Raw genomic sequence first — 13496 nt, forward strand, 5'->3', positions numbered from 1 at the left:
CCTACAGCACCGCCGCCGGCTCGTTGGCGCCGTACCGGGCGTAGCCGTGCGCCTCGAGCTCGTCGGCGAGCTCGGCTCCGCCTGACTCCACGATCCGGCCGTCGAAGAAGACGTGCACGAAGTCGGGCTTGATGTAGCGCAGGATGCGGGTGTAGTGGGTGATCAGCAGGGTGCCGATGCCGGTCTCTCGCACCCGGTTGACGCCCTCGCTGACGGTCCGCAGCGCGTCGACATCCAGGCCGGAGTCGGTCTCGTCCAGGATGGCGATCTTCGGCTTGAGCAGCGCCATCTGCAGAATCTCGTGGCGCTTCTTCTCACCGCCGGAGAAGCCCTCGTTGACGTTGCGCTCGGCAAAGGCCTTGTCCATCTCCAGCTCGCTCATGGCGGCGTTGACCTCTTTGACCCAGGTCCGCAGCTTGGGCGCCTCGCCGCGGACGGCGGTGGCGGCGGTGCGCAGGAAGTTCGACACCGAGACACCGGGGACCTCGACCGGGTACTGCATGGCTAAGAAAAGACCAGCACGGGCCCGCTCGTCGACGGCCATCTCCAGCACGTTCTGGCCGTCGAGCAGCACCTGGCCCGAGGTCACCGTGTACTTCGGGTGGCCGGCGATCGAGTAGGCCAGCGTGGACTTGCCGGAGCCGTTGGGCCCCATGATCGCGTGCGTCTGGCCGGACTCGACCGTCAGGTTGACGCCCTTGAGGATCGGGGTGTCGTCCACGGCGACGTGCAGGTCGCGGATCTCAAGCTTGGACATCAGTTGCTCCTCTTTCACAAGTTGTGCGCTCAGGGGGCCGGGCGGTGTCGCCGCAGCCCGGGTCAGTCGTCCAGCTCGGCGTAGACGTCGCCGTCGATCACCGAAGTCGGGTAGACCGGCACCGGCCGGGTGGCCGGCGGCCCGGTCGGCTTGCCGGTGCGCAGGTCGAAACGGGAGCTGTGCAGGGCGCACTCGAGGGTGCAGTCCTCGACCTCGCCGTCAGAGAGCGGAAAGTCGGCGTGCGAGCAGACGTCCTCGATGGCGAACACCTCGTCGCCGACCTTGACCACGGCGACATCGAGGGCAGCCAGCTCAACCCGCAGCGGCACTCCTGGGCTGAGCTCGGCCAGCGCGCAGAGCCGGGTGGCCATCAGCCGTCCGCCAGGCCGGCCGGCGTGCCGCCGAGACGGGCGTCGATGCTGGCCATCAAGCGGTCGTGCAGAACCGGCACCTTGATGTGGTTGATCACGTCGGCGAAGAAGCCACGCACCACCAGCCGGCGGGCCTCGTCCTCGGGAATGCCCCGCGACTGTAAGTAGAACAGCTGCAGGTCGTCGAAGCGGCCGGTGGCGCTGGCGTGGCCGGCGCCGGCGATCTCGCCGGTCTCGATCTCGAGGTTGGGCACCGAGTCCGCGCGAGCGCCGTCGGTCAGCAACAGGTTGCGGTTGAGCTCGTAGGTGGTGGTGCCGACGGCCTCCGGCCGGATCCGGACGTCGCCGATCCAGACCGTCCGGGCGCTGTCGCCGTCCAGCACCGACTTGTAGACCACGTTGGAGCTGCAGTGCGGCACCGAGTGGTCGACGTAGAGCCGCGACTCCTGGTGCTGGCCCTCGCCGCAGAAGGACACGCCGTACAGGTTGGCCGAGCCCCCGGGCCCGCCGAAGCGCACCGTCGGGTTGATCCGGACGACGTCGCCGCCGAGGTTCACCGAGATGTGCTCGTAACTGGCGTCGCGGCCCACCAGCGCGGCGTGGGCGGCGACGTGCACGGCGCCGGCGTCCCAGTCCTGCACGCTGATCAGCGTCAGGGCCGAGCCGTCGGACAGCACGCACTCCACATTGGCGGCCACGGTCACCTCGCCGACATGGTCCATCACTACGGTGGCGCGCGCGTTCGGCTGAACGTCGATGACGAAGTGGCCGTAGTTCAAACCAGGCCGGCCGATCGAGCGCAACGTGATCGGCTCGGCGGGCTCGACGCCGGCGGCGACGCTCACCAGCACCACCCGGGCGGTGTTGGCCGCGGCCAGCGCGCTGACCCGGTCGGCCGGGGTCAGCGCCTTGCCCACCAATGGGTGATCGGGCTTGACCATCGTCACGGTCACCCCGTCGGGCAACTCGGTCTCGAAGCCGAAGGTGTTCTCGGACTCGAACGGCTGGAACAGCGGGCGCAGCTTGCGCAGCGGGCTGAACCGCCACTCCTCCTCGCGCCCGGTGGGCACGCCGAAGTCCTCGGGGTCGCGGGAGGTGAAACGCTCGGCGGGCGCGCCGCTGGCGGTGGGGGTGAGCAGTGTCGTCATCGTGTGCTTTCGGGTTGGGCCGGCCAGGATCCTCGAACGTGCGAGAAGCTGGTGGTGCTAGCCGACCGCTCCTTCCATCTGCAGTTCGATGAGCCGGTTGAGCTCAAGGGCGTACTCCATCGGCAACTCACGGGCGATCGGCTCGACGAAGCCGCGCACGATCATCGCCATCGCCTCGTCCTCGGACAGGCCACGGCTCATCAGGTAGAACAGCTGGTCATCGCTGACCTTGGACACCGTCGCCTCGTGACCCATCGACACGTCGTCCTCGCGGACGTCGACGTAGGGGTAGGTGTCGGACCGGCTGATGGTGTCGACCAGCAGGGCGTCGCACTTGACCGTGGACTTGCTGTGGTGGGCGCCCGGCTCGACCTGGACCAGGCCGCGGTAGGAGGTCCGGCCGCCGCCGCGAGCCACCGACTTGGAGATGATCGTCGAGGACGTGTGCGGCGCGGCGTGCACCATCTTGGCCCCGGCGTCCTGGTGCTGCCCCTCGCCGGCGAAGGCGATCGAGAGCACCTCGCCCTTGGCGTGCTCGCCGGTCATCCAGACGGCCGGGTACTTCATGGTCACCTTCGAGCCGATGTTGCCGTCGACCCATTCCATGGTCGCGGCCTCCTGGGCGACGGCCCGCTTGGTGACCAGGTTGTAGACGTTGTTCGACCAGTTCTGGATGGTGGTGTAGCGGCACCGCCCGCCCTTCTTGACGATGATCTCCACGACCGCCGAGTGCAGCGAGTCAGAGGAGTAGATCGGCGCGGTGCAGCCTTCGACGTAGTGCACATAGGCGTCCTCGTCGATGATCATCAGGGTGCGCTCGAACTGGCCCATGTTCTCGGTGTTGATCCGGAAGTAGGCCTGCAGCGGGATGTCGACGTGCACGCCCTTGGGGACGTAGATGAACGAGCCGCCCGACCACACGGCGGTGTTCAGCGCCGCGAACTTGTTGTCACCGGACGGGATCACCGTGCCGAAGTACTCCTTGAACAGCTCCTCGTGCTCGCGCAGCGCGGTGTCGGTGTCCAGGAACAGCACGCCCTGGGTCTCCAGGTCCTCACGGATCTTGTGGTAGACGACCTCGGACTCGTACTGCGCCGCGACGCCGGAGACCAGCCGCTGCTTCTCGGCCTCGGGGATGCCGAGCCGGTCGTAGGTGTTCTTGATCTCGGCCGGCAGGTCGTCCCAGGAAGCGGCCTGCTTCTCGGTCGAGCGCACGAAGTACTTGATGTTCTCGAAGTCGATCCCCGACAGGTCCGAGCCCCAGTTCGGCATCGGCTTCTTACGGAAGATCTCCAGCGCCTTGAGCCGGCGCTCCAGCATCCAGGCGGGCTCGTTCTTCAGCGCCGAGATGTTGCGCACGACGTCCTCGCTCAGGCCGCGACGGGCGGTCGAACCGGCCACGTCGGAGTCTGACCAGCCGAACTTGTAGGTCGACAGGGCCTCGATCTGCTCGCCCTGGGTGATAACGCGCTCAGCTGCTGTGGTCATCTATGTGCCTCCCGGTCTGGGACCGCTTCGGTTGTCGTGGATCTGGTGGTCATGGATCTGGTGGTGGTAGTACTCGTGCTCGCGTGCGAGACGTGGGTGGTGCAGACGCCGTCGCCGTGGGCGATGGTGGCCAGTCGTTGGACGTTGGCGCCGAGCACGGAGGCCAGCGCCCGGGTCTCGGCCTCGCACAGCTGCGGGAACTCCGCGGCCACGTGCGCAACCGGGCAATGGTGCTGGCAGATCTGGCTGCCCTGCCCGGCGTTGCCGGCCGGGGTGACCTTGGCGGCATAGCCTTCGGCGGTCAGCGCCGCGGCGACCAGGCCGGCCTTGTCGCGCGGGCCGGCCCCGGCGAACTCGGGCGTGGTGAGCTGCGAGCCGATCCGGGCGATCAGCGTGCTGGCCCGGTGCTCGGCGAAGGCCGCCACCGCCGCCTCGCCGCCGGTGTCGCGCAGGTAGCGCAACGCCGTCGAAGCCAGGTCGTCATAGGCGTGTCCGAAGCCTGCGCGGCCGGCGTCGGTCAGGGCGTAGGCCCGAGCCGGTCGGCCACGGCCACGCGGGTTGGAGCTGCGCGGCCGCACCTCGACGAGGATCCCGTCGGCGACCAGCGCGTCCAGATGGCGGCGGACGGCGGCGGACGACAGCCCCAGCCGCCCGGCCAGCGCGGCGGCGGTCAGCGGCCCGGACTCCTGCACCAACCGGGTCACCGCGTCGCGGGTGCGTCCCTCGGCAGAGCCGGCGGTCATCGCCTCGTCGCGGACGACGTCGCGGGCGCCGGTGATCGCACCCGGACCGCCCGCGTCCACGCCGGCAGCCGGTGCGAGCACCGGTGTCGAGGCGGGGGCGCCAGCTAATTTCACAAGATAAGTATGACGTATTTCCCGGACCGAGCCTAGCCAGGGCAGCCGTGAGGGGCCGCGTGCCGAGGTGGCGTTGCTCTCATCCGACGGGCTCGGCGCGGCAGTCGAGCTGGTTTGGCCCGTTTGGCGCCCCTGCGCCGCGCCGGGCCGCGGGCCTCCGGCTCTACGGCTGACCTGAGGCGGGGCAGAAGGCGCTTGACCAGGCGGTAGGTTCGCTAAGTGCTGTACCACGCCTCGGAAGTCCTTGTAGCGCCTCTGATCCGCGCCTATTTCAAGCCGCGCGTCAGCGGCCAGGAGTTCGTCCCGCGCACCGGTCCGGCGATCATCGCCGCCAACCACCTGTCCGCCGCGGACGAGGTGTTCACCCCGATCACCGCCGGCCGTCAGGTGCTGTACTTCGCCAAGGCCGAGTACTTCACCGCCCCCGGGCTGCGTGGCCGGATCACCGCCTGGAGCTTTCGCGAGTTCGGCCACGTGCCGGTGGACCGGTACAACCCGCGGGCAGCCGCCAACGCCGTCGACGTGGGCGTCGAGCTGCTGGGCCAGCACAAGGCTCTGGGCATCTACCCCGAAGGCACCCGGTCACCGGACGGCCGGCTGCACAAGTTCCGCACCGGGGTCGCCCGGCTGGCCCTGCGCTCGGGCGCGCCGGTCATCCCGGTGGGCCTGATCGGCACCGACAAGGTGCTCATCGAGGGCGACCGGCACTGGTACCGCGCTCCGGTCGAGGTGCACTACGGCCCGGCGTTGGACTTCTCCGGCCGCCCCGAGGACGAGCGCTCGTCCCGCAAGCTGCGCGAGGTCACCGAGACGATCCGGGAGGCGGTGCAGAAGCTGTCCGGACAGGACTACGTCGACAGCTACGGGAGCGCGGTGAAGGCCGGAGAGTGACGCCCACGGCCCGCACCGAACGTCACAGCGCAGGTGGTGCGTCAGCCCCGCGCGGACTACCTAGACTTGACCAGTGCCCGCCGCCGTTGAGATCACCGATCTCGTCAAGCGCTATGCAGGCCGGCCCGCCGTGGACGGCATCTCACTCACCGTGCCGCGTGGTCACCTGCTCGCGCTGCTGGGCACCAACGGCGCCGGCAAGACCACCACCATCGAGATCTGCGAGGGCTTCCGGCGTGCCGACAGCGGCCGGGTCCGGGTGCTCGGACTGGACCCGGTCACCGACAGCGGCGCGCTGCGTCCCAAGGTCGGGGTGATGCTGCAGGGCGGCGTCGGCGGCTACACCGGCGCCCGTGCCCTGGAGCTGCTGCAGCTGTTCGGCAGCTACGCCGCGCACCCTCTCGACGCGCGCGACCTGCTCGAAGAGGTGGGCCTGGCCGAGCAGGCCGGCACCCAGGTCAGGCGGCTGTCCGGCGGCCAGCAGCAGCGGCTGTCGCTGGCGATGGCGCTGATCTCGCGTCCGGAGCTGCTGTTCCTGGACGAGCCGACCACCGGCATGGACCCGCAGGCCCGACGCGGTGCCTGGGACCTGATCCGCCGGTTGCACCGCGACGGCGTCAGCATCGTGCTGAGCACCCACTACCTGGACGAGGCCGAGGAGCTGGCAGACCACGTCGTGATGCTGCACGCCGGGCGGATCGTCGCCGAGGGCAGCCCGGCTGAGCTGACCCAGGCCGGCTCAGCGGGCCAGGTCCGGTTCTCAGCGCCCGCCGGCCTACCGATCGCGGAGCTGCAGGCGGCATTGCCGGTCGGCGCCCAGGTCAGCGAGCCGGCCGCCGGGCATTACCTGGTCGCGGGCGAGGTGACGCCGACGCTGCTGGCCGCCATCACGTCCTGGTGCGCGGCGCGCGAGGTGCTGGCTGAGGGCCTGCGTGTCGAGCGGCGCAGCCTGGAGGACGTCTTCCTGGCCCTCACCCTGCCGCAGACCGGTCGATGACCACCAGCTTCGCGCCCGCCTCGGGCGCGGCGCCAGCGTCGCGGATGCTGGCCGCCCAGACCCGGATGGAGCTGCGGCTGCTGCTGCGCAACGGCGAGCAGGTCGCGTTGACGCTGGTGATCCCGCTGCTGCTGGAGTTCTTCTTCAACCTGCCGTTGCTGTACTCCCTCGACACGCCCCGGCGAATCGACTTCGTGGTGCCCTCGGTGCTCGCGCTGGCGGTGATGAGCGCCTCGTTCACCGGCCTTGCCATCGGCACCGGCTTCGAGCGCAAGTACGCGGTGCTCAAGCGGCTGGGCGCCACCGCGCTGTCCCGCCGGGTGCTGCTGCTCGGCAAGACCTTCGCGGTGTTGATCCTGCAGCTGGTGCAAGCGGTGCTGATCTGCCTGTTCGGCCTGGTGCTGGGCTGGCGTCCCAGCGGCGGAGCGGTGTCGGCGGCCGTGCTGATCGTGCTCGGCACCTTCGCCTTCGGCGGTCTGGGACTGCTGCTGGCCGGCACCGTCCGGGCCGAGATCACCCTGGCCGCGGCGAACCTGATCTGGCTGGTGCTGCTGTTCGCCGGCGGCATCGCCATTCCGCTGTCGCGCTATCCCGAGGCGGTCGCTGACGTGTTGCGCTACCTGCCGTCGGCCGCGCTGTCCGACGGCCTGCACCAGGTGCTCGAGCAGAGCGCCGGCCTGCCGGTGCGACCGGCCCTGATCCTGCTGCTCTGGGCGGCGCTGGCCCTGCCGGCCGCGGCGCGGTGGTTCCGATGGGAGTGAGCGAAGCCGGCTGGTTGCGCGCGCCGGCCACCCTGCGCCGGCTGGCGCTGGCCACGCTGGTCGCCAACGTGCTGATCGTGGTGACCGGCGGGGCGGTCCGGCTGACCGGCTCGGGACTGGGCTGCCCGACGTGGCCCTCCTGCACCGAGGACTCGCTGACCCCCACCCCGGAGTACGCGGCGCACGGCGTGATCGAGTTCGCCAACCGGCAACTGACCTTCGTGCTCAGCGCGGTGGTGCTGGCGACGCTGATCGTCGCCGTGCTGGCCCGCCGCCAGGTCAAGCTGGCAGCGCTGGTGGCGGCGAGCATCCCCGCTCAGGCGGTGCTCGGCGGCATCACGGTGTTGACAGGTCTGAACCCCTGGACGGTGGCCGCGCACTTCCTGCTGTCGATGCTGATCATCGCGATCGCCTTCGCGCTGTGGTGGCGGCTGCGAGACGACGCTGAACCGACGGCTCAACCGACCGGGCCCGCAGCGGCTGACTCGGCCGGGCCGGCGGCGGCCGGGCTGCGCACAGCGGGGCAGCGCAGCCTGCGCGCGGCGGCGACAGTGATCGTGACGCTCACCGCGGCGGTGCTGGCCATCGGCACGGTGGTGACCGGAAGCGGTCCGCACGCCGGCGACAAGGGGGCGACCAACCGCATCGACCTCGACCCCGCCTCGGTGTCCCAGCTGCACGCCGACGTGGTGCTGCTGCTGATCGGACTCACCCTCGGCTTCGCGGTGCTGGCCCAGGCCGCCGGCGCCTCGCAACGGTTACGCCGCGCCGCCTGGCTGCTGCTCGCGGTGGAACTCGCTCAGGGCCTGATCGGGTTCGTGCAGTACTTCACGCACGTTCCCGCGCTGCTGGTGGGCGTTCACATGCTCGGCGCCTGCCTGGTCTGGCTGGCTGCCCTGGCAGTCCTGGCGCACGCCCTGGCCGCGCCTGCCCGCACCCACCCGGCGCCGGCCAAGCCATTGGCGGGCCAGCGGCGCTAAGACGGCCAGCGGCGCTGAGACGGCCAGCGGCGCCAGCCAAGCCAAGCCATTGGACGGCCAGCGGCGCTGAAGCGGCGGCTAGCCCTGCTTCTTCGGCTTGACGCTGCTGGTGCCCGGGGCCGGCGTGCCAGCAGCGCCCGCCGGAGCCGTGGCGGCGCCGGTCCCGGTCGCGGTGACACTCGGGCTGACCGAGGTGCTCGGCGGGGCGCTGCTGCTGGGCGGCGGCGCGCTGCTGGTAGGCGGGGCGCTGCTGGTAGGCGCAGGCGCGCTGCTGGTGGGCGCCGCGCTGCTGGTGGGTGGGGCGCTGCTGGTGGGAGCCGCGCTGCTGCTGGACGGCGGCGCGCTGCTGGTGGGACCGGAGCTGACCCGGGCCGTCGTGCCGAGGCCCGTGCTGGGCACCGCGCCGACCGGCGCCAGCGAGGTCGGCGTTTGTGACGGCGTGGCGCCGGGCTGCCGGCTGGTGCTGCTGGACACCGCCTGCCCCGGCAGCGTCGAGGACGGGTCCTTCGCCGACTGACCTCTCACGAGCAGCAGCCCGCCGGCCGTCAGGGCGGTGACCAGGACGGCAGCGGCGACCGCGGCGCCCACCAGCGGACCTCGGCCAGCGGCAGCGGCATCGCGGCGCCGGTCCGGCTCGGCGGGCTTGTCGGGCTCGTGGTCAACCGGTGGCGGCATCGGCGTCAGGCCGGTGCTGATGAAGGCGGTGGGCAGGTCGGGGTTGGCAGGGCCGGCCAGTGACGCCGAGCCGGTAGCGCTGGCGAACCCGACGCCGTTGGTGAGGCCAGCGCCATCGGCAAGCGCCGCGGCGCCGGCCACTCCGGAGGCGGCAGCCAGCGGCGCGCCGCCGGCCAGCACCGCGTCTCCGGCGAGCGGCTTGGCGCCGCCCACAACCAGCATCGGGGTCGGCATCGCGACGCCGTCGCGCAGCGTACGGGCGACCTCGGCCGCGCCGGGCCGCTGCGAGGGGTCGGTCGCGGTCATCGCCTGCAACAGCTGCGGCCACGGTTGCCCCAGGCCGGCCGGGATCTCGGGCGAGCGGTCCAGCCGGGCCAGCACCGCCTCCAGCGCCGGGCCTTCGTAGGACCGCCGTCCGGTGAGCGCCTCGATCAGCACCAGGCCGAGCGCGTAGACGTCGGCAGCGGGGCCGACCTCGGCGCCGCGGGCCTGTTCCGGCGCCAGGTAGGACGCCGTCCCGACCATGAAGTCGGCGCTGGTCAGATGCTCGCTGCCTAGCAGCCGGACGATGCCGAAGTCCGACAGCCGCGCCCGGACCGTGGTGTCGCCGCTGGTGCCGTCGGCGCCGAGCAGGATGTTGGCGGGCTTGATGTCGCGATGCACCATGTGCTGGGAGTGCACGTAGGCCAGCGCGGTGGCGATCTGGATGGCGATCTCGCGCGTCTCGGGCTCGCTCAGCGGGCCCTGGGCGATCTGGGCCGCCAGGCTGGGGCCCTCGATCAGCTCCATCACCAGAAACGCCGGCTCGCCGGCCGAGCCGATCGAGCCGTCGAACAGGGTGATCAGGTTGGGGTGGCTCAGCCGGGCCAGCGTCTGCAGCTCCAGCTCCTGGCGCTGCATGCCGGCGGTGGTCTCAGCCGGGTCGGTGTGGGCGCGAAACACCTTCACCGCGACATCGCGGGCCAGCAGCTGGTCGTGGGCCCGGAACACGTCGGCCATGCCGCCGGCGCCGATCCGGTCGATCACCCGGTAGCGGCCACCCAGGAGCCAGCCGGGCTCGCCAGGCTGCGGGGGCGTGGGGACTGCCGCCGGGACAGGCATAGCCTCGGTCGCGGGGCCGAGATCGGCGCCCGCGATTCGCCCGACAGCGGTGTGCGCACCGGTGCCTTCGTCCTCGGAAATAAGTCCTCCAGCCAGCACGAAGAGCCGCTGTTGGCTCAGCGATCCGGTAACAGGCTAGCTGGCCTCAGAGAAATCGGCTGACGGAATAGATCACTAGGCCCACCAGCGAGCCGACGACCGTGCCGTTGATCCGGATGAACTGCAGGTCCCGGCCCACCTGCAGCTCCAGTCGACGCGCCGTCGAGTCGGCATCCCAGCGCGACACCGTGTGGGAGATCACTCCGGTCAGCTCGCCGGAGTAGTGGGCCAGCACGTGCCTCATCGCCGCGAGCAGCCAGCGTTCGGACTTGGCCTGCAGGCTCAGGTCATCGCGCAGCGCGGTTCCGGTCTGCCGGATCACCGAGGCGCTGACCCGGCGCAGCTCTGAGTCCGGGTCCAGCGCGGCCTCGAGCACCGCCTTCTTCAGCGGCAGCCACAGCGAGGCCAGCGCGTTGCGCACCGCCGGGTGGTCCAGCAACTCGGCCTTCCACTGCTCCAGGTGCCTGGCAGCCTCCGGATCGGTGCGCAGCTGCACCGCGTACAGCCGCAGCCGCTCGTCGAACTGCAGGCGCAGCGCGTGCTGCGGATCACTGGCCACGTCGGCCAGAAAGCTCTGGACGCTGCTGAACAGCTTGTTGAAGACCTTGCCGTCCACCCACTCGGGCACCCACTCCGGCGACTCGTCGGCCACCCGCTTCCGAAAGACGTCCCGGTTGTCGTCCAGAAAGCGCATCAGCGACCGCAGCCCCTCGCCGAGCAGGATCTGGTGCTGATCGCCCTCCACCGCCAGGTCGAGCACCTTGGCCACCACCGGCGCGGCCGGCACTCGGCGCAGCTGCGCGTCGGCGAACTTCTCGATGGCCAGCCGGATCTCCTCGTCGGCAAGCACCGTGTTCGCGCCGGCCAGCGCCACCCCCAGCTCGTGCGAGAGCCGCTCGGGACGGTCGCCGGTGGCCAGCCACTCCCCTACCCGGCGCGGGATCTGGGCCGCCTGCAGCCGGGGGCCGACCACCTCCGGGGTCAGGAAGTTCTGCTGGACGAAGTCGCCCAGGCTCTCACCGATCTGGTCCTTCTTGCGCGGGATGATCGCGGTGTGCGGGATCGGCAAACCCAGCGGATGCCGGAACAGCGCGGTCACGGCGAACCAGTCGGCCAGGCCGCCGACCATCGCCGCCTCGCTGGCCGCCTGGATGAACGGCCAGACCCCGCGATCGTCGCCGATCAGCTTGCAGAGCACGAACACCACGGCGGCGAACACCAGGCCGCCGGTGGCGACCAGCTTCATCCGCCGCAGCGCGGCCTGCTTCTCGGCGTCGCCGGCCAGCGAGAGCACCGGCACGTCCAGCGGTGGACGGTCGGACTGCTGACCCGAAGGCGAGGCCATCAGCTCAGCCGGGCGCTGATGGCCGCGGCCAGCAGGCCTGCCGCAGTGTCGGAGTAGCTGAGGTACAGCGACGGCTCGACCAGCTCCAGCTCGACCACGACCGGGCCTTCCGGCCCGGGCAGCAGGTCGATCCGGGCGTACAGCAGGTCCTGCTCCTGCTGGCCGTCGGCGTAGGCGAACACCTTGTCCGCGACAGCCAGTTCCTCCTCAGACGGCTGGCGCGAGGTGATGTTCTCCAGGACGTAGGCCGGGCCGTCCACCTGATGCCGGACGCCGGGAGCCAGCATCGGGCCCTTGCCGATCGCGTGGCTGTACACGCCGTCGATGAAGATCAGCGCGGTCTCGCCGGCGGTGTCGACGCCCGAGTGGTAAGGCTGCACCAGCACCGTGCGGCCGGCCTCGTGCAGCGCCCGCAGATGCTCGCGGGCCGCGTCCAGGGCTCCCGGCCGGCCGGCGTCGAACCGGCCCGCGCCGCGCGAGCCCGCGCCGACCGCCGGCTTGAGCACGAACTCACCGGACTCGGGCAACTCCGGCTCGGCCCCGATCGGCGCCAGCCAGGTCTGGACCACCGGCAGACCGGCGGCGGCGAGGTCGACGAGGTAGCTCTTGTCGCTGTTGGCTTCGATCACCGACAGCGGGTTGTGCAGCCTGGGCACCGAGGCCGCCCAGGCAAGGAAATCCTCCCGTCGGGAGGTGTAGTCCCAGGTGGCCCGGATGATCGTCGCGTCGAATCGCGACCACTCGACGCCAGGCTGGTCCCACGGCACCATGCTGGCCTCGACGCCCAGAGCGGCCAGGGGCGCCAGCAGCGCCAGATCGTCACCGTCACCGGTCGGCAGCGCCTGGCAGCTGGCGAGGGCGATGCGTCTGCTCACCCCCCGATCCTACGGGCGGACCGGCCGGCCCCGAGGTCTCGGCCCGGCTGAGATCGCGCCCCGAGCGGACGCATCCGCTAGGCCGCCGGCCTCGCGCCGGGCCCGAAGTCAGCGCAGGAAGGTGTCGACCGCGACGGCCAGGAACACGAAGGCCAGGTAGCTGTTGGACAGGTGGAACAGCCGCATCGGCCGGCCGGCCTCGCCACGCCGGGCGGCCGCGTGCAGCCGATGCGCCTCGACCAGCAGCGCCGCCCCGGCGCCCAGCGCCAGCACCCCGTACACCCAGCCGGTGGCCAGCGGCCACAGCGCCAGCGAGGTCGCCACCGTCAGCCAGGAGTAGCCGACGATCTGGCGCGCGACCTCGAGCGGCGAGGCGACCACCGGCAGCATCGGCACGCCGGCTCGGGCGTAGTCCTCCTTGTAGCGGATCGCCAGCGCCCAGAAGTGCGGCGGCGTCCAGAAGAACACCACCCCGAACAGGATCACCGGCGCCCAGGCCAGCGACCCGGTGACCGCCGCCCAGCCGATCAGCACCGGCATGCAGCCGGCCGCGCCGCCCCAGACGATGTTCTGAGGGGTCCGCCGCTTGAGCAGCATGGTGTAGACGAACACGTAGAAGGCGATCGCCAGCGCGGTCAGGCCGGCGGCCAGCCAGTTGGCGCCCACGCCCATCAGGGCCACGGCGAAGACTCCGAGCAGCGAGCCGAAGACCAGCGCGCCGCCCGGCGAGACGTCGTGGGTGGCGAGCGGGCGGTGCCCGGTGCGGCGCATCAGCGCGTCGATGTCGCGGTCGAGGTAGCAGTTCAGCGCGTTCGCCGAGCCGGCCGCCAGGGTGCCGCCGATCAGGGTGACCAGCACCGTCTGCCAGCGCGGCAGGCCGTCGGCGGCCAGCACCATCGCGGGCAGCGTGGTGACCAGCAGCAACTCGATGATGCGTGGCTTGGTCAGGGCCACGTAGGCTCGTACCGAGGTCATCGCTGAGCGAGTAGCGACACCCGTGTCACCCGAGCGAGTAGGGGCAACCGGGGTCTGCGTCACTGGCTCAGCGTAACGCCCGGCCGAAACTACGGCCGCCACCGCATCCGGCGTCGCTGACCGGCCTCGCGACACCGTTACCCCATCCGGCGCAGCCGCCCGATCCACGACCCGAC

General features: G+C 71.2%; 13 protein-coding genes. 4 read left to right on the plus strand and 9 right to left on the minus strand.

From position 1 onward, the window contains the following. Nucleotide 1: 1 nt before the first annotated feature. The 5 genes from sufC to VGB75_04170 form a co-directional block, all read right to left on the minus strand. Nucleotides 2-757, minus strand: coding sequence for a Fe-S cluster assembly ATPase SufC (gene sufC / locus VGB75_04150; GenBank protein HEY0166214.1), 756 nt, complete (start codon nt 755-757; stop codon nt 2-4). A gap of 62 nt (nt 758-819) precedes the next feature. Further along, nucleotides 820-1128, minus strand: coding sequence for a non-heme iron oxygenase ferredoxin subunit (locus tag VGB75_04155; GenBank protein ID HEY0166215.1), 309 nt, complete (start codon nt 1126-1128; stop codon nt 820-822). Further along, complete coding sequence (gene sufD, locus VGB75_04160; GenBank protein HEY0166216.1) at nt 1128-2276, minus strand: Fe-S cluster assembly protein SufD; 1149 nt, start codon at nt 2274-2276, stop codon at nt 1128-1130. Before sufD ends, VGB75_04155 begins: the two co-directional genes overlap by 1 nt. 57 nt (nt 2277-2333) lie before the next feature. Continuing rightward, complete coding sequence (gene sufB / locus VGB75_04165) at nt 2334-3764, minus strand: Fe-S cluster assembly protein SufB (GenBank protein ID HEY0166217.1); 1431 nt, start codon at nt 3762-3764, stop codon at nt 2334-2336. After that, entirely contained in the window at nt 3761-4621 is an 861-nt protein-coding gene (locus VGB75_04170) for a metalloregulator ArsR/SmtB family transcription factor (protein ID HEY0166218.1), read from the minus strand. The genes sufB and VGB75_04170 overlap by 4 nt, the downstream gene beginning before the upstream one ends. Before the next feature lie 219 nt (nt 4622-4840). Here VGB75_04170 and VGB75_04175 point away from each other — a divergent pair, with 219 nt between their 5' ends. From VGB75_04175 to VGB75_04190, 4 genes are all read left to right on the plus strand, one after another. Continuing rightward, nucleotides 4841-5512: a lysophospholipid acyltransferase family protein gene (locus VGB75_04175; protein HEY0166219.1), complete on the plus strand. Its 672-nt coding sequence runs from the start codon at nt 4841-4843 to the stop codon at nt 5510-5512. Nucleotides 5513-5585: 73 nt separating this feature from the next. Then, nucleotides 5586-6509 carry an ABC transporter ATP-binding protein gene (locus tag VGB75_04180; protein ID HEY0166220.1) on the plus strand — a complete coding sequence of 308 codons (924 nt, stop codon included), beginning with the start codon at nt 5586-5588 and terminating at the stop codon, nt 6507-6509. After that, nucleotides 6506-7270, plus strand: coding sequence for an ABC transporter permease (locus tag VGB75_04185; GenBank protein HEY0166221.1), 765 nt, complete (start codon nt 6506-6508; stop codon nt 7268-7270). Before VGB75_04180 ends, VGB75_04185 begins: the two co-directional genes overlap by 4 nt. Continuing rightward, nucleotides 7261-8250 (plus strand): COX15/CtaA family protein, encoded by a 990-nt coding sequence (locus VGB75_04190; protein HEY0166222.1) that lies wholly within the window; start codon nt 7261-7263, stop codon nt 8248-8250. Before VGB75_04185 ends, VGB75_04190 begins: the two co-directional genes overlap by 10 nt. Before the next feature lie 78 nt (nt 8251-8328). On the opposite strand, the gene VGB75_04195 is transcribed toward VGB75_04190, so the two are convergent. The 4 genes from VGB75_04195 to VGB75_04210 all read right to left on the minus strand — a co-directional run bounded on the left by VGB75_04195 (nt 8329) and on the right by VGB75_04210 (nt 13488). Further along, on the minus strand, nt 8329-10026 hold the full coding sequence (locus tag VGB75_04195; GenBank protein ID HEY0166223.1) for a serine/threonine-protein kinase: 1698 nt from the start codon (nt 10024-10026) through the stop codon (nt 8329-8331). 145 nt (nt 10027-10171) lie between these two features. Continuing rightward, nucleotides 10172-11470 (minus strand): DUF445 domain-containing protein, encoded by a 1299-nt coding sequence (locus VGB75_04200; GenBank protein HEY0166224.1) that lies wholly within the window; start codon nt 11468-11470, stop codon nt 10172-10174. After that, nucleotides 11470-12345 carry a hypothetical protein gene (locus tag VGB75_04205; GenBank protein ID HEY0166225.1) on the minus strand — a complete coding sequence of 292 codons (876 nt, stop codon included), beginning with the start codon at nt 12343-12345 and terminating at the stop codon, nt 11470-11472. The genes VGB75_04200 and VGB75_04205 overlap by 1 nt, the downstream gene beginning before the upstream one ends. Nucleotides 12346-12453: 108 nt before the next feature. Further along, complete coding sequence (locus VGB75_04210) at nt 12454-13488, minus strand: heme o synthase (GenBank protein ID HEY0166226.1); 1035 nt, start codon at nt 13486-13488, stop codon at nt 12454-12456. Nucleotides 13489-13496 lie beyond the last annotated feature (8 nt).

This window comes from Jatrophihabitans sp., from assembly GCA_036399055.1.
Lineage (GTDB): Bacteria > Actinomycetota > Actinomycetes > Mycobacteriales > Jatrophihabitantaceae > Jatrophihabitans_A.

Bases quoted from the DNA above. Each gene is read 5' to 3' on its own strand.
- sufC (HEY0166214.1), bottom strand. From the start codon at position 757: ATGTCCAAGCTTGAGATCCGCGACCTGCACGTCGCCGTGGACGACACC.
- VGB75_04155 (HEY0166215.1), bottom strand. From the start codon at position 1,128: ATGGCCACCCGGCTCTGCGCGCTGGCCGAGCTCAGCCCAGGAGTGCCG.
- sufD (HEY0166216.1), bottom strand. From the start codon at position 2,276: ATGACGACACTGCTCACCCCCACCGCCAGCGGCGCGCCCGCCGAGCGT.
- sufB (HEY0166217.1), bottom strand. From the start codon at position 3,764: ATGACCACAGCAGCTGAGCGCGTTATCACCCAGGGCGAGCAGATCGAG.
- VGB75_04185 (HEY0166221.1), top strand. From the start codon at position 6,506: ATGACCACCAGCTTCGCGCCCGCCTCGGGCGCGGCGCCAGCGTCGCGG.
- VGB75_04190 (HEY0166222.1), top strand. From the start codon at position 7,261: ATGGGAGTGAGCGAAGCCGGCTGGTTGCGCGCGCCGGCCACCCTGCGC.
- VGB75_04195 (HEY0166223.1), bottom strand. From the start codon at position 10,026: ATGCCTGTCCCGGCGGCAGTCCCCACGCCCCCGCAGCCTGGCGAGCCC.
- VGB75_04200 (HEY0166224.1), bottom strand. From the start codon at position 11,470: ATGGCCTCGCCTTCGGGTCAGCAGTCCGACCGTCCACCGCTGGACGTG.